11 protein-coding genes and 7 pseudogenes are annotated in these 15,388 nt (G+C 60.4%); 12 read left to right on the top strand and 6 right to left on the bottom strand.

Going from position 1 to position 15,388, the window contains the following annotated elements:
- Positions 1-679: 679 nt before the first annotated feature.
- From OVA00_RS11030 to OVA00_RS11005, 6 genes and pseudogenes are all read left to right on the top strand, one after another.
- Positions 680-1,951: an IS256 family transposase gene (locus OVA00_RS11030; protein ID WP_268088860.1), complete on the top strand. Its 1,272-nt coding sequence runs from the start codon at positions 680-682 to the stop codon at positions 1,949-1,951.
- A gap of 32 nt (positions 1,952-1,983) precedes the next feature.
- Positions 1,984-2,934, top strand: a pseudogene (locus OVA00_RS11025) (IS3 family transposase); the annotation flags it as partial.
- Between the two features lie 179 nt (positions 2,935-3,113).
- The gene (gene istA / locus OVA00_RS11020) at positions 3,114-4,637 is read left to right on the top strand and encodes an IS21 family transposase (protein WP_442780478.1); all 1,524 of its coding nucleotides are present in this window, start codon (positions 3,114-3,116) and stop codon (positions 4,635-4,637) included.
- On the top strand, positions 4,634-5,446 hold the full coding sequence (gene istB / locus OVA00_RS11015; protein ID WP_268088654.1) for an IS21-like element helper ATPase IstB: 813 nt from the start codon (positions 4,634-4,636) through the stop codon (positions 5,444-5,446). The genes istA (OVA00_RS11020) and istB (OVA00_RS11015) overlap by 4 nt, the downstream gene beginning before the upstream one ends.
- 94 nt (positions 5,447-5,540) lie before the next feature.
- Positions 5,541-5,711 (top strand): annotated as a pseudogene (locus OVA00_RS11010) (integrase core domain-containing protein); the annotation flags it as partial.
- Between the two features lie 62 nt (positions 5,712-5,773).
- Positions 5,774-6,317 (top strand): annotated as a pseudogene (locus OVA00_RS11005) (transposase); the annotation flags it as partial.
- 129 nt (positions 6,318-6,446) lie between these two features.
- On the opposite strand, the pseudogene OVA00_RS11000 reads toward OVA00_RS11005, so the two are convergent.
- From OVA00_RS11000 to OVA00_RS10980, 5 genes and pseudogenes are all read right to left on the bottom strand, one after another.
- Positions 6,447-6,608 (bottom strand): annotated as a pseudogene (locus OVA00_RS11000) (transposase domain-containing protein); the annotation flags it as partial.
- Between the two features lie 112 nt (positions 6,609-6,720).
- Positions 6,721-7,728: a tyrosine-type recombinase/integrase gene (locus OVA00_RS10995; protein ID WP_268088849.1), complete on the bottom strand. Its 1,008-nt coding sequence runs from the start codon at positions 7,726-7,728 to the stop codon at positions 6,721-6,723.
- Positions 7,721-8,452, bottom strand: coding sequence for a tyrosine-type recombinase/integrase (locus tag OVA00_RS10990; protein ID WP_268088848.1), 732 nt, complete (start codon positions 8,450-8,452; stop codon positions 7,721-7,723). Before OVA00_RS10990 ends, OVA00_RS10995 begins: the two co-directional genes overlap by 8 nt.
- A 413-nt stretch (positions 8,453-8,865) precedes the next feature.
- A complete protein-coding gene (istB, locus tag OVA00_RS10985; protein WP_268088847.1) occupies positions 8,866-9,639 on the bottom strand; it encodes an IS21-like element helper ATPase IstB in 774 nt (257 codons plus the stop codon).
- A 17-nt stretch (positions 9,640-9,656) separates the two neighbouring features.
- A pseudogene (locus OVA00_RS10980) lies at positions 9,657-10,434 on the bottom strand (Mu transposase domain-containing protein); the annotation flags it as partial.
- A gap of 44 nt (positions 10,435-10,478) precedes the next feature.
- On the opposite strand from OVA00_RS10980, the pseudogene OVA00_RS10975 reads away from it, so the two are divergent.
- The 4 genes and pseudogenes from OVA00_RS10975 (at position 10,479) to OVA00_RS10960 (ending at position 13,732) form a co-directional block, all read left to right on the top strand.
- A pseudogene (locus OVA00_RS10975) lies at positions 10,479-10,742 on the top strand (DUF5372 family protein).
- Positions 10,743-10,922: 180 nt separating this feature from the next.
- Positions 10,923-11,372: a helix-turn-helix domain-containing protein gene (locus tag OVA00_RS10970; RefSeq protein WP_018210163.1), complete on the top strand. Its 450-nt coding sequence runs from the start codon at positions 10,923-10,925 to the stop codon at positions 11,370-11,372.
- A gap of 22 nt (positions 11,373-11,394) precedes the next feature.
- Positions 11,395-11,664 carry a hypothetical protein gene (locus OVA00_RS10965; protein WP_013850832.1) on the top strand — a complete coding sequence of 90 codons (270 nt, stop codon included), beginning with the start codon at positions 11,395-11,397 and terminating at the stop codon, positions 11,662-11,664.
- Positions 11,654-13,732 (top strand): recombinase family protein, encoded by a 2,079-nt coding sequence (locus OVA00_RS10960; protein WP_268088637.1) that lies wholly within the window; start codon positions 11,654-11,656, stop codon positions 13,730-13,732. Before OVA00_RS10965 ends, OVA00_RS10960 begins: the two co-directional genes overlap by 11 nt.
- Here the strand turns inward: OVA00_RS10960 and istA (OVA00_RS10955) are convergent.
- A pseudogene (gene istA / locus OVA00_RS10955) lies at positions 13,715-14,521 on the bottom strand (IS21 family transposase); the annotation flags it as partial. The gene OVA00_RS10960 and the pseudogene istA (OVA00_RS10955) overlap by 18 nt on opposite strands.
- A gap of 126 nt (positions 14,522-14,647) precedes the next feature.
- Between istA (OVA00_RS10955) and tnpA the strand changes: the two are divergent.
- Both tnpA and tnpB read left to right on the top strand, forming a co-directional pair.
- Entirely contained in the window at positions 14,648-15,019 is a 372-nt protein-coding gene (tnpA, locus tag OVA00_RS10950) for an IS66-like element accessory protein TnpA (protein ID WP_250806925.1), read from the top strand.
- A complete protein-coding gene (gene tnpB, locus OVA00_RS10945) occupies positions 15,016-15,369 on the top strand; it encodes an IS66 family insertion sequence element accessory protein TnpB (RefSeq protein WP_018237843.1) in 354 nt (117 codons plus the stop codon). The genes tnpA and tnpB overlap by 4 nt, the downstream gene beginning before the upstream one ends.
- The last annotated feature ends 19 nt before the right edge of the window (positions 15,370-15,388 follow it).

Raw genomic sequence — 15,388 nt, 5'->3', positions numbered from 1 at the left:
GGACAGGCTCCCAAGAAAATACGTATCCACATCGGATAGCGACGATCAGCCGGCCTGGCATTATACTCTGCTTCTTTGCCTGATCCAACAAGCTTGCGCGCAGGGTCGCGACGAACTGACCGAGATGCTGCTGCGCTGTGTCTTCCACGAAGGACGTTGACCCGTGCGGCATGGAGGTCTCCGAGGCGAAGCGGCTTAAGGCCATGTGGAGTGCTCCCCGTTTCAGCGGACAGATCGGCTAGTTTGATTAGCCCTGATGAACTGCCGAGGGGAAGCCATCTTGAGGGCGGAATGGGGATGGATTTCGTTGTACAACGCGACAACGGAACACCCACGGGATTGAAGTTCGCGAGCTCTTATACCCGTGGCATCCCTGGTTTGGGCGGCTCGTTCATATTCATGAGGTGCTCGCGAAGGGCGGCGCTGTTTTCCGTTGCAGCCTTTCCGGCGCTTCCTCTGGCAGATCTCTTGAAGTACCAGCATGGATGTTCGATCGGTCTCTGAGTACGATTTGGCGCACCATGCCGTTTGCCCATGTTGAACTTGCCTGCCTGCATGCTTTGGCCGGTTTCCGCGGCGCGGCGAGCTATGACGGAAACTGGGTGATGACGGCTTGATGAGGGCGGCGTATCGAGGCGGGTGACAAGCCTGCCAGAACCTCATGAAAGAGCGATACGCCATGAAGACAGATAGCACTGTTGTTTCCTTTCCGCATCCCGAGACGCTCGATGATCCCCTGACATCGGTTCTACGCGAAGGCGCGCGCCGGCTTCTGGCACAGGCCGTGGAGGCGGAAGCCGAGGCGTTTCTTGCGGCCATGGCCAGCGAACGCCTGAGCGATGGGCGGGACCGGGTGGTGCGGCACGGCCATGGGCCTGAAAGAACGATCCAGACGGGGATCGGTCCGGTTGCGGTGCGCCGCGTCAAGCTGCGCGACCGGGCTTTGGAGACTTGCGGCGAGGATCGCATCACCTTCACGTCGGCGATCCTGCCGAAGTGGGCACGACGCACGAAGAGCCTCGACGCTCTGCTGCCGGTCCTTTACCTGCGCGGCATCTCGACCGGCGATTTCCAGGAGGCGCTTGCCGCCTTACTCGGCAAGGACGCACCGAACCTGTCCCCCTCGGTGATTGGCCGGCTGAAGGAGGAGTGGCAGGCCGACTATGATCGCTGGCAACGCCGCGACCTGTCAGCCCGCCGCTACGTCTACATCTGGGCCGACGGGGTCTATCTTCAGGCACGCATGGAGGACGATGCCGCTTGCATGCTGGTCGTCATCGGCGCGACGCCGGAAGGCAAGAAGGAACTTGTCGGCTTTCAAGTCGGCGTGCGCGAAAGCACCCAGAGCTGGCGCGAGCTGCTCGTCGGGCTGAAGGCCCGCGGGCTTTCGATTGCGCCAGAAATTGCCGTGGGCGACGGCGCGCTCGGCTTCTGGAAGGCGCTGGAGGAGATATTCCCTTCGACCCGCCATCAACGGTGCTGGCAACACAAGCTCCTCAACATCCTCAACAAGGTGCCGAAGTCGGTGCAGCCGAACATGAAGGCCGATCTCAGGGAGGTCCGCGATGCCCCGGATCGGGCAACCGCCGAGGTCGCGATCGCCGTCTTCGTCGACAAATACAAGGCCAAATATCCCAAGGCCGTCAACTGCCTGACGAAGGACCACGAGGCATTGCTGACCGTCTTCGACTTCCCGGCCGAACACTGGGACCATCTGCGCACCTCGAACCCGATCGAAAGCGTCTTCGCCACCGTCAGGCACCGCACGGTGCGAACCAAGGGAGGCCTGTCCCACAACACAGCACGGCTCATGGTCTTCAAGCTCGTCATGAGCGCCGCCAAAACCTGGCGCCGGCTGAAGGGCGAAAATCAGTTGCCAAAGGTCATCGCCGGCGTCAAATTCACCGACGGTGTCGCCGAAACGACGACCCCTGACCATCGCGCCGCCTGATCGGCCTCGTCACCCATTTCCGACCATAGCTCCGCCGAAACCACAGCGCAGCCTTCAAGGCGCGTGTAGCCCTTGCTGCGATCCAGGGGGAGAAGACGTTATCGGAGCTTGCGCAACAATACGACGTTCACGCCAACCAGATCACGACGTGGCGAGATCAGGCGCTTGCGGGCATGACGGCGATCTTCGACACGGGATCAAAGCCGTCGGAGCCTGCGGTGGATGTAAAGACGCTGCACGCCAAGATCGGGGAGCTTTCGCTGGAGAACGATTTTTTATCCGGCGCGCTCACCAAGGCGGGACTGTTGGGGAGCGTAAAGAAATGATCGACCGCGATCACGAACTGTCCATCACCCGCCAGGCCCGAGCTTTGGGGATCAGTCGCAGCATCGTCTACTACATGCCACAACCGGCGTCGCCGGCGGATCTTGCGCTGATGCGTCGGATCGACGAGCTGCATCTGGACTACCCGTTCGCGGGCAGCCGGATGCTGCAGAAGCTTCTGACGCGCGAAGGCGTTTGACGTCTACCGACTGCATGTGCGGACCCTGATGAAACGCATGGGGATCGCGGCGCTTTACCGCAAGCCGCGCACGTCAGCACCCGGCGATGGGCACAAGATCTATCCCTATTTGCTGCGCGCTCTGAAGGTCGATCGGCCCAACCAGGTCTGGGCAACGGATCTGACCTACATCCCGATGGCGCGCGGGTTCTGCTATTTGATCGCCATCATCGATTGGTTCACGCGCAAGGTTCTGTCGTGGCGGTTGTCGATCACCATGGACGCTGCGCCATGCGTCGAGGCTCTCGAGGAAGCGCTGGCCTGCTACGGCAAGCCCGAGATCTTCAACTCGGATCAGGGCAGCCAGTTCACCAGCCACGACTTCACAAAGGTGCTGCTCGACCACAAGATCAAGATCAGCATGGACGGCAAGGGTGCCTGGCGGGACAATGTCTTCGTCGAGCGGCTGTGGCGGTCGGTGAATGCTGCGCGACATCGCACTTGACTACTCAGCGACATCGCTGGTGACGCGCGGGGCCGACCGGAGGATGGGCGTAGCCCGTCCGTAGGTTGGCCCCGCGCGGCGCGGATTTTTCCGCGCCTTCGGCCGCGACGATTGCCTTAAGTCCTGGATCTTCAACTGCGAGGAAGAGGACCTGGATGCCAGGCAAACCGATCACGGATCAGCAAGCGAGACTGTATATGAGATTGAACAAAAAACATCCTCGGGAAACCGCCGCGGCGATGTCTGGCTTTAGCGCCAGCACCGCCTTTCGGCTCGACAAAGACCCGCGCCTTCCCTCCGAGAAAAAGGCGCAACGCGGCCACGGCGGCGGCCGGCCCGATCCTTTCACCGATCTCTGGGAAAGCGAGGTGGTTCCGCTTCTCGAGCGCGCGCCGAACTTGCGTCCGGTGACCATTCTGCGTGACCTTTGCCTGCGCTACCCCGAGCGCGAGCTGACAGCGGCACGGCGCACTCTTGAGCGGCGCGTGCGGGAATGGAAAGCCGCCCATGGGCCGCAACAGGAAGTGATCTTCCGCCAGAACCATCCACCCGGTCGCCAGGGCATGTCAGACTTTACCGACTGCCGGTCGCTGGGCGTGACCATTGCCGGCGTGCCACTTGACCATCGGCTGTACCACTTCGTTCTGGTTTACAGCGGCTGGGAACACGGTGAAGTCGTTCTGGGCGGCGAGAGTTTTACTGCTCTGGCCAGCGGCCTGCAGAACGCATTGTGGAGCCTGGGTGCTTGTCCGATTGAGCACCGCAGCGATTCGTTGTCGGCGGCTTTCACCAACCGTGCCGACGAGACGCAAGAGGACCTGACCCGGCGTTACGAGGCACTTTGCGCCCATTACCAGATGACGCCGACCCGCAACAACCGCGGCGTCGCCCACGAAAACGGCAGCATTGAAAGCCGCAATGGTCATTTGAAGGACAGGCTCGAACAAGCGTTGCTGTTGCGCGGCTCGGCCGACTTCGCCACGCTCGACGACTACCGCCGCTTCGTCGCCGAGCAGATCAGCAGGCATAATGCCTTGCGCCGACAGGAACTGGCCGTCGAGATGGATCATCTCAGGGCGTTACCGCAACGCAAGACCACCGATTACGATGATGCCGTCGTTGTGGTGACGTCGTCTGGCGGCTTCACCTTGCGCAGGGTCTTCTATACCGCCCCCTCCACCTATATCGGCCACCGCCTGCGGGTCCGGCTCTACGACGATCGCCTGGAATGTTATCTCGCATCCAGCCATGCCTTTACCCTGCCGCGCGGACGTCCACCGTCCAGTGGCAAGAGCGGCCAACACGCACATGTCGTCGATTACCGCCATGTCATTCACAGCCTTCGCCGTAAGCCGCAAGCGCTGGCCAATCTCGTTTACCGCGACCAGTTGTTTCCCCGTGCCGCCTTTGCCCGGACCTGGCAGGCCATGAACAAGAGGCTCGATCAGCGCACCGCCTGCAAAACCATGGTCGGCCTTCTCTGGCTTGCCCATTCCTGCGCATGCGAAGCCGAACTCGCATTGGCATTGGAGATGATCCTCGACGCAAGGAAGCTGCCCGATCTGGCCGCCTTGCAATCCCGCTTCGATGTCGCCGGCAATAGCGTCCCCGACATCGAGGTCGTGCTGCCCACAGCAGCCGACTATGACCGCCTTCTCACAGCAGGAGCAATGCAATGAACACCTCATCCGTCGATGTCGCAAAACTGCCGCTCATGCTGGCGAACTTGCGGCTTCCCACCTTCGCACGCCTCTGGTCTGAACTCACTCAACGGGCCGACCGCGAAGGCTGGCCGGCCGCACGGCTGTTGGCCACGCTTTGCGAATTGGAGATGGCCGAGCGCGTGCAACGGCGCATCCAGCGTCATCTCGCCGAGGCCCGGCTACCAGCCGGAAAAACCCTCGACAGCTTCGACTTCGCAGCCGTTCCCATGATCTCAAAGGCTCATGTCATGGCGCTGGCAGCAGGCGATGCCTGGCTCGCCAAAGGCGGCACGATCCTTATGTTTGGACCGCCAGGATCAGGCAAGACCCACTTGAGTGCGGCCCTCGGTGCTGCTCTCGTCGAAAAAGGCTTGCGGGTTTTGTTCACGAGAACCATCGATCTCGTTCAAAAACTCCAGACGGCCCGGCAGGAACTCGCATTGACAGCCGCCATCGACAAGCTCGACAAATTCGATCTGCTCATCCTTGATGACCTGTCCTACGTTCACAAGGACCAAGCCGAGACCAGTGTGCTGTTCGAGCTCATTGCCGCCAGGTACGAACGGCGATCCATCATGATTACAGCAAACCGGCCATTTGGAGCCTGGGATAGCCTCTTTCCCGACAAAGCCATGACCATCGCCGCCATCGACAGGCTCGTGCACCATGCAACCATCTTCGAGATGAATGTCGAAAGCTTCCGACGCCGAACAGCCACAGAGCAACGGCACTCAGCGACAGTGGCCACCAGCGCCAGCGACATCGATCAGCGACATCGCTCTTGATCAAAAGAAACGGATCAGTCACTACCTAAATGTGGCCGTAGAATCAGTCACCAGCGATGTCGCTCGCTATGTCATCTGCGATGTCGCGCTATAGGTGAAATACGAAGAGGTCTACCTCAAGGCCTACGACAGCGTCCGCCAGGCCCGTGCATCGATCGGAAAGTATCTCGACTTCTACAATCAGAGACGGCCACATTCGAGCCTTGACGGCAAGACTCCGGATGAGGCCTACTTAACCCCGACACCGCTGCCCGAAGCGGCTTAACCACAGGCAGGATTCCACTTAAAAACCGGGAAGACCTGTCCAAACAAACCGAGCCACCTCTGTATCATCGCCCTGCCACACCCTATCAGCGGCTGCTTGACGATGCACGCACGCCGGAGGATACACGCCTTCGCCTCAAGGCGATGTACCTGACGCTCGATCCGGTTCGGCTGCTCCGCGACATACGCCTGGCACAAGAGAGATTGGTCGAAATTGCTGACAAGCCTGATGGCTCCCCCTGCCACCGACGGCGAGGCATTGCCGCTCGAAGACTTTCTGTCCGGGTTACGGATTGCTTGGCGTGGTGGTGAAGTGAAACCGACCGCCCGCGCCAAGCCAGCGGCCAAGCGAGAGCGGCGGAGGCCCGATCCTCTCCTCGCCGTCACTGCCGAGCTCGAGGAATGGTTCGAGGCTGAGCCTTGGCGAACTTCACGAGAGTTGCTTGAACGCTTGCAGGTCAAATACCCCGGCGTGTATCCCGACGGCCTCATTCGGACCCTGCAGCGTCGAATGAAGATCTGGCGCAGTGCGCAAGCCAATGCGTTGGTGTTCGGGCCATTCGCCGACGCCGCGCGGCAGACGGAAATTGTAGCGATCGCGCAATGAGATCATTACCGAGCGATAGAGGATCGGAGAGGCTGGATCTCGGGAACAACCAGTGAGGCAATCGAGAACATCCGAGTGAGGCAACGGCATTGTTCTTTGGGAACACTCTTGGGTGAGGCAATACGAATCTCACCTTGTTTGTCGCCGCGCATTGTGATCATGGATACGGTCGAGCACGTCGGCCAGGTAGGCCTGCGGATCGATGCCGTTCATTTTTGCTGTCTCGATGATTGTCATGGCCCGTGCCAGGGTCTCCGCGCCGGTGTCGGCGCCAGCGAAGAGCCAATTTTTCCCGTTATGCAAATCTTTGCATAAAAGAAATTATGCGAAGCTTGGGATTATGCGCAGGTATCGTGGCGGAAGCAGCACGGCGGCCGTGTCCGCCACAACGATCTCAACATAATCAGAGCGACTGTAGAAAGGTCATCAGTTCGTCGGAAGCTCGGAAGCGTGCGGCAGAGGCGCCGGCGGGCTGCAGCTTCATCAGCGCCTGCTCTTTCATCGTGAGGTCGGCTTCAACGTACATGTGCGTCGTTGCAGTGTCCTCGTGACCGAGCCAGAGGGCGATGACGGTGATATCCACGCCGGACTGCAGCAGATGCATCGCCGTCGTGTGGCGGATAACGTGCGGCGTTACTGCTCGACCGATGAGCGCCGGGTGCCTGCACCCAGCCACTTCGACCGCAAGCTGTAGCCTTTGCGTCACGTTCGAGCGTGTCATCCGGCCACCACTGCGGTTTGGAAGAAGCATCGCATCGGCAGGCGGCTCACCGAGCCGCCGACGCCAGCTACGAAGCAGCGAAGCCGTTGTTCGCCACAGCGGTACTGATCGATCCTTGCGACCTTTGCCATGTAAATGGACAGCCGGTTGTCCTTCGAGCACGACATCGCCCCAGCGCACGCCGATCATCTCGGAAACACGCGCGCCTGTATTGTAAAGGGTGCTGAACATGGCGCGGTCCCTCTGGCCAGCCCAAGTTCTAGCGTCCGGGGCCTCGATGATGGTGCGGATCTCATCTCTCGACAGAAAGCCGACCATGGGCCGGTCAAATCGCTTTTGCGGGATTGCGAGCGCCCGTTCGATGGTGGCCAGAGCATCGATGTCGTGGTGTCCAGCGTATTTTAGGAAAGTCCGTATTGCCGCGAGGCGCGCATTGCGACTTCGCACGCTGTTGCCACGTTCGTTCTCGAGATGATCAAGAAACGCCAGGAGCAACGGCGCGTCGAGGTCCAACAGCGCAATCGCGCTTGGTGTTCGGTGCAGTCGCTGTGCGGCAAATCCCAGGAGCAGCCTCAGCGTATCGCGATAGGCTGCAACCGTCTGACGACTGACGGCACGGTGTTGGCCAAGATGCTCGAGAAAGAAGCGCTGGACGAGGTTAGAGAGGGACGGCGCCTTGCGATCAGACATGGGCGTCCTCCCCGAGGGCGAAGCCTTCGAAACGCGATCCGGCGATAGCCATCAGATCGGGGATGCCAGTCATGTACCAATAGGTGTCTGACACTTTGGTATGACCGACATAGGTCGAGAGCGCCGCGATGGCGTTGTCGATGTCGCATCCGTCTGCTTGCCAGCGCTCCAGCCGGCGGCAGATGAAGGTGTGCCTCAGATCATGAATGCGAACGTGGGGATAGGAACCGCGCGGCACGATTCCGGCTGCGAGGCGAAGTCGTTGAAAGACGCCGTAAACGGTTCGCTTGTTGAGGCGTTGCCCACTTGCGATGGTGAAGAAAGCTTGCTCCTCCTCCAGCCTGACGAAACGCTCTCGAATATGCAGATATGAACCAAGCGCGTTGGCAACCGACAGATGAAACGGCACATGCCGAGACTTGCGGAACTTGGTCATGCGCACCGTTGCACAGCAGGCTTCGATATCGACATCGCAGCAGCGCAGGTTGATCGCCTCCGAAATGCGCAGGCCGGTTGCGGCGATCAATCCGATCAACGCCTCGAACACGACCGATCGCAGTTCACCCTGCGATTGGAGCGCGCGGGCCGCGGCCATTAGGCCGAGGATCTCGTCGTCGGTATAGATATGGGGCGTCAGTCTCCGCCGCGACTTTCCGAATATCTGCGTTTCTGGAAACTCTGTCGCCGGATCCAGGCGCGTCATGTAGGCCGCAAAAGGCTTCACGACTGCCAGCCGTCCAGCCCAGGTGAAGGGGAGACTGATGCGCGACCGCTCCTTTGTCCAGCGGATGACAAGGTCGTTGGTCAGTGTGCCGCAGTCCTACTCGTCGGCGAAACCTGCAAAGGACCTCAGCAGCCGAGCGTCGGGGCCGCTGCCCTGAAGCCGAGCATCGAGCGTTCCGCCAGATAGGCTGCGACATGCTCCGAGAGCTGCCATGCTGAGCCAGCTCCTCGCCGATCATGCAGCGCTTCACCAAGCCCTGGGATTCAAGTTTCGGACCCCGGGTATTCTCCTGCGCAACTTCGTCGCCTGCGGATTTCGGATTAACGGGACACCGATTCCGGTAAATTGCGGACAGTCGTTTCATTAATTCCCGGACAGTTTCACGGGATCGACTTTCGTCCGCCTGGTTGATGTCAGCGGCTATTGATTTCGTCGTTTTGCGTTGTGGTCAAGAGCGGCCGTGATTTTGGCTTTCGCATGCTGTCGCCTTCGAGGGCAATTCGATGGGCGTTGTGAACGATGCGATCGAGAATAGCGTCGGCGATCGTCGGCTCGCCGATCATCTCATGCCATTGGGGGACCGGCAGTTGCGCAGTGATGAGGGTCGATTTCCTGCGATAGCGCTCTTCAAAGATTTCCAGGAGATCCAGCCGCTGCTGATCGGTGAGGGCATGCGTGCCCCAATCGTCGAGGATCAGCAGTTGGACGCGGGCGAGCTTGTCGACCAGTCGTGGGAAGCGGCCGTCGAGACGGGCGAGCGCCAGATCCTCGAAGAGCCTGGGCATGCGGACATAGAGAACGGAATAGTCGAGCCGCGCGGCCTGTCGTCCGATGGCGCAGGCGAGCCAGGTTTTGCCTGTTCCCGTTTGTCCGGTGAGGATCAGATGTTCATGGGCTTTGAGCCATGCTCCTTGCGCGAGCGAGAGGATTTGCCGACGGTCGAGCCCCCGTGTTGCGGCGAAGTCGTTCTCGATACAGGCGTCGGGGAAGCGCAGTTTGGCAGTTACCAGCCGATTGGTCAGGCGCTTGTCGGCACGAACGGCGATCTCCCGGTCGAGCATCAGGCCGAGCCATTCATCGCGGCTGAGATCGTTGCCCTGCGGCTGGTCGCTCAGTTCGCGATAAGCTGTCGCCATGCCGGACAGGCCGAGAGCGAGCATCTGGTCGAGGGTTGGATGAGTGAGCATTGAGAGGCTTCCTTTCTTCACTGGTAATAGGAGCTGCCGCGGATGTTGTTGTGTGGAGGAGCGGGCTTAACCGGCTCGGCGGCGGGCGGAGCCTGATCGAGGCCGGATTTGAGGATGGTGCTGACGGAGGAATAGCTGAGCGCATTGATCGTCAGCGCCCGTTCGCATGCCGCCTCGAGACGCTCGGGGCCGTAGCGACGCGAGAGTGACAGAACGCCCTGCGCGGCGCGGTATCCCTGTTGCGGATGCGGCCTGTCGCGCATCAGCCGCTCGACCAGAATCGCCGTATTGCCGCCGACCTTCGCGGCCTGCTTGATCAGGCTCGCCGGCGTGGTGTTGGCATAGTGCTGATGCGTCTTCGGCATGTGCTCGCTGACGGTGACGTGCCCGGCGCGCTGCGAGGTGCGGCGGTGGCTGGCGACACGCTTGTGATCGTGGAAGACTTCGACGATCCGGGAGGTCAAGCGAACCTCGACCTGCCGGCCGATCAGGCGATGCGGCACAGAGTAGAAGGCCTTATCGACCTCGACATGGTAGTCGGGATGGACCTTCGCCGATTTCCATTCGGCATATTCGAAGGCGGTTGCCGGAAGCGGCGCAAGTGCCGCACGTTCGATTTCCTCGAAGAGCTGACGCCGGGACTTGCCGATGCGGCGCATCGGTCCGATTGTTGAGATCGTCGAGAAGCTGGCTGATCCGGATGTTGAGGTCGGCAAGGCTGAAGAAGTGCTCGTTGCGCAGCCGCGCCAGGATCCAGCGCTCGACGATGAGAACGCTGCCTTCCACCTTTGCCTTCTTTCAAGTCCAGGACTGCAGTTCGTACTGACACTCAAGCCCGCATAGAGTTCGAGGTTACGCACCCGTTCCATCCGTGGCGCGGACAGCGCTTCGTGCTGTCGACACGCAAACAGAACTGGGGCGAAGACCGCGTCATGTTCTACGACGCCTAAGGACGGTTGCGTTCGCTTCCGGCCTCGTGGACCGATGTCAATGAGGCCGACTTGTTCAGTCAGGTTGCTGCAGGTCGGTCCTTCTCCCGCCCAGACGATCTGTCGGCGCTGGCGTCGTTGATTGATCACATTAAGCGCCGCCAGGAAGAATGACGAAGCGTCAAGTAAATTACGCCGCATATGTAAGCCTAATTATGCCGAGACGCGATGTCATTGATCGTCCAAGCAATAGGTAAGGCTCGATGTTACATGGGTTTCGGCGGTATTTGAGATATAATTTGATTGACGTGTGAGCAAAGTGCGGCATAATGTGCATTACACAGGGAGGCTCCCATGACCAAAGAAAGCAAGCCCGATCGCCTGCGCCAGATGGGCGCTCTGAACCCCAAGCCCGAGGGCGTCCGCGCCCCCTGGTTCCGGGAAGCAGGTTTCTTTGATCCACTCGATCTCGTGCAAGTGAAGTATGAGATGCTTCGGCACGCCCGCGAAGACGGCACCAACAAAGCGGATGCGGCCGCGCTTTTCGGGCTGTCTCGGCAGACCTACTATCAAGCGGAGGCCGCGTTCGAGCGCGATGGCATGTCCGGCCTCTTGCCGCGCACCCGCGGGCCGAAGTCAGCCCACAAGCTTACTGGCGAGGTGATGCGTCTCGTCGAGGAGCATCTCGATGCGAACGGCCAACTGCAGGCCCGTTCTCTGGCGGACCTAGTGCATGCGAGACTGGGCATCAGCGTCCATCCTCGCAGCATCGAACGCGCGGTGGCGCGTAAAAAAAAACGATGAAGAGCCGACGCACGCAATCGCCATGTCGGAGAACGGCAAGGATGTTTACGAAGCGCTCCGCGCCGATGTTATTTGCGGTACGGCTTGCGCGAGGCGCATGGGCGCCATCGTCTTCCACGGACTGTGGCGCGGCCTGGCAGTACTGATCGCACCACATCAATCCGCGATAGCGCGACAGCAGTCGACGCCTCGGCTCAAGACAACTTCACTGGTCGCGCACGATCGCCAGCTCGTGCACATGCTCGCCAATATGGTGCTGGCAGCAGAGACAGGAGGAAGCCATGTCTACTGATAATGCCATGAAGATTAGCGCCGATCACCTGCGGCGCGATGCGTTTCTCTACGTCCGCCAGTCCTCCCTTCGTCAGGTGTTTGAGAACACCGAGAGCACGAAGCGGCAATATGCACTGCGGGACCGCGCGGTGGCGCTGGGTTGGCCGATTGAGCGTGTCCACGTCATCGACAACGACCTCGGCCTTTCCGGTGCACAGTCGCAGGACCGCGACGGATTTCAGCGCTTGGTGAGCGAGGTCGCGATGGGGCACGCAGGGATCGTGCTGGGGCTGGAAGTGTCTCGCCTGGCTCGCAACAATGCGGACTGGCATCGCCTTCTGGAACTGGCCGCCATGTCGCGCACGCTCATCATGGACGAAGATGGCGTTTACGACGCGGCGTCGTTCAACGATCGTATGCTGCTCGGCCTGAAGGGCACGATGAGCGAGGCCGAACTGCACATCCTGAAGTCTCGACTGCAAGGCGGCATTCTCAACAAGGCGCGTCGTGGCGAGCTCGAGTTGCCGTTGCCGATCGGACTGGTCTACACGCCTGATATGCGCGTGGTGCTCGATCCGGATCGCCAGATCCAGGACACGGTGCGCATGCTGTTCGATACCTTCCGGGAGGTGGGCACAGCCTGTGCGGTCGTGCGCCGCCTGCGCAGCGAGAAGATCCTGTTTCCCCGGCGTGTCCGTCGCGGCATCGGCAAGGGCGACGTGCTGTGGAGCGCGATCGACCATTCTCGCGTGATCCAGATTTTGCACAATCCACGATACGCTGGTGCTTTCGCATACGGACGCACCCGCACGGTCTATAATGCCAAGCTTAAGTCCGTACAGCAGAAGATGCCGAGGTCCGACTGGCAGGTGCTCATCCCTCAGGCCCATGAAGGCTACATCTCGTGGGACGAGTTCGAGCGCAATCAAACAAGTCTCGAACAAAATGCAGTCGGTTTTTCTCCGGGCCTGCGGGGTCGTATGCCTCGCCAGGGCAACGGCTTATTGCAAGGAAGAGTTTTGTGCGGTCGTTGCGGCGCCCGCATGCGGGTCCATTATGAACAGTTCGAGGGCAAGCTTCGTCCCTATTACATCTGCAACGAGGCCGTCGTGCGCCACGCGGGCAAGGCTTGCCAATGGGCAAGAGGACCAGCGATCGATGAAGCGGTCAGCGCGTTGCTGCTCGAAGCAATGGCACCCACGGCGATAGAGGTCGCACTTGCGGTGCAGGAGGAGATCTCGCAACGTGTCGAACAAGCCGCCTCGCTGCGCGACAAGCAGTTACAGCGCGCCCGGTATGAGGCTGAACTCGCACGCCGCCGCTATCTGAAGGTCGATCCCGACAACCGCTTGGTTGCCGACGCACTCGAAGCGGACTGGAATGGCAAGCTTCGCGACCTCGATACGCTTCAGCGCGAACATGAGCGTCAGAACGAGACAGACCAGTCATTGCTGGACGGCGCTATGCAGGAACGGATCCGAGCGCTGGCCGCAGATTTTCCGCGCATCTGGAACAACGAGCGCACGAGCCCGGTCGAGCGTAAACGCATGCTTGGTCTCCTCATCGAAGACGTGACACTGCTGGTCGACGAGAAGATCAACATGCACATACGCTGGCGCGGAGGTCGCACGCAAAGCCTGGCAGTAGCTCGTCCCCGGCCCATGGCCGTGATCCGCAAGACCCCGGAAGCGGTTGTGGCACTGATCAACGAACTGCTGGAGACCGACAACGACCAGCAGATTGCCAGTCGTCTCAACGCACTCGGGCATCGTAACTGGCGCGGTGAGGCTTTTACCTTGAAGAAAGTGATGCTCGTGCGTCGTGCCTATGGGCTGAAGACCCGGTTCGAACGGTTGCGCGAGAGCGGCATGCTAGAGGAAGTGGCTCGTCGATTTGGCGTAAGCGCCACAACCATACATCAACTCGGACGTGATGGTGTTCTCAAGCGCCATCGCTACGCTACCAACCACCGCTACCTGTATGAGCCACCGGGCAACGTCCGACTCGCAAAAGGCGTCGGCGGCCGCTATGGTAGCCGCCAACCCCGGTTAATGGACGCTCAACAAATCCAACAAGGTGCATCGTGATGTCTGCTCCTTGGCCTTTGGCCGTTTTGGACGAGCAGGCAGGACCGTTGTGTCGTAATGCTCGGCGAAGGCCGCAAACGTCGCGTTGATCGTCGGCTCGAACCACAAGGGCTTGGCAACGCCCGCCTTCAAATTGTCGCAGACGATGGCTTTCGGCACGCCGCCGAAGAAGCTCAGCGCCCGTTGCTGGCCCTCGATCCAGTCCGGCAGCCTCTGGCTGAAGCTCGCATAGACAAAGGTCAAGAGCGACGCCGGCAGCACCGCGACTAAGATCTGCGCCGGCCGGATCTCGCCGCTTAGAGGATCGATGATGGGCACGGTCTGTCCGGCATAATCGGTCTGTATCGCCGCGCCGGCGGTGTGGCGATTGCGGAAAGTCGCATTGGTTCGCTGTTCGAAAACGGCAAACCGCTCGCAGAACCATGTGTATCCATAGCCATTCGGGTGCCGCTCCCGATATTCCTGCCATAGCAGTGTCAGCGTCACCCCTTTGCGCTTCAGCTCGCTGGCGATGTTCGCCCAACTGGGCTCATCCAGATCCTGCGGCGGCCGCCCGCGGCGGTGGAACAGGCGACGCTGCAAAACGGCGTCGTCATCAAGGCCGGGCGGCAGGGGCCAGCATGACAGACCCTCTTCCCGAGCCCGCAGAAGGTAGGTCGACACGGTCGTTTTGCTGATCTTCAGCCGTTCCGATATCGCACGAACAGAAAGCCCTTGTTCGTGCGCCAGTCTCAAAATCGATCGAATGTCCTTCACACTCGTAAGTCTCGCCTGCTTCCGTCTCGCCATTCACCCCACCTCGTTCAAATCGAGGTGCAGAATGACAAAGAGTACGCGTCCGAGGTGGGTCGCCTTGTAGGAATTGTCGGATTTGGCACTGACTGTCCTTATTGACGTCAATACGGACAGTGCGGAATGGAACGACTTGAGATTATCGATGGCGGCCGGCGGCGACGCTTCAGCAAAGAGATGAAGCTGCAGATTGTCGCGGAGAGCTATTCGGAACCTGGCTTGTGTGCGACGACGGCGCGGCGACATGGAATATCGCGTTCGCAGTTATATGAATGGCGCCGGCTCGCACGAGCGTGGCAACTGGATGTTGCGTCGCCTGTGGGCGGCTTTGTGCCGGCGCTGCTTGTCCCAGAGGTAGAGCCGGTAGCAGGGTCGTTGCCGAACGCCGGCCGGATGGAGGTTGTCAGCGCCAACGGTCGTCGTGTGATCGTGGACCGCGATGTCGACGTTGAAGCGCTGCTTCGGATCATGCGCGGACTGGAGGCGCTGCGGTGAATCCGTTTCCGATGGGAACAGGGGTCAAGGTCTGGCTTTCGACGGGCTATACGGACATGCGCTGTGGCTTTCCCTCTCTGGCGCTTCGGGTGCAGGAGGTTCTGCAGCATGATCCGTTGTCAGGGCATCTCTTCGTCTTCAGGGGCCGCAGATCGGATATTTTGAAGATCATCTGGCATGATGGTCTGGGCGCCTGCCTTTTTACCCGGCGGCTGGAGAAGGGCCGGTTTATCTGGCCGAATATGGAGGGCGGGGCGGTCGCGATCTCACCGGCGCAACTGTCCTATTTGTTGTCCGGGATCGACTGGCGCAATCCGCAGGAAACCTGGCGTCCGACACGGATCGGATAGCATTATTGCATTGAAAATA

The organism is Ensifer sp. SL37, assembly GCF_026672675.1.
GTDB lineage: Bacteria > Pseudomonadota > Alphaproteobacteria > Rhizobiales > Rhizobiaceae > Ensifer > Ensifer adhaerens.
Note: the sequence above shows the minus strand (reverse complement) of the source record. Positions and strands in the feature narration are given on the sequence as shown.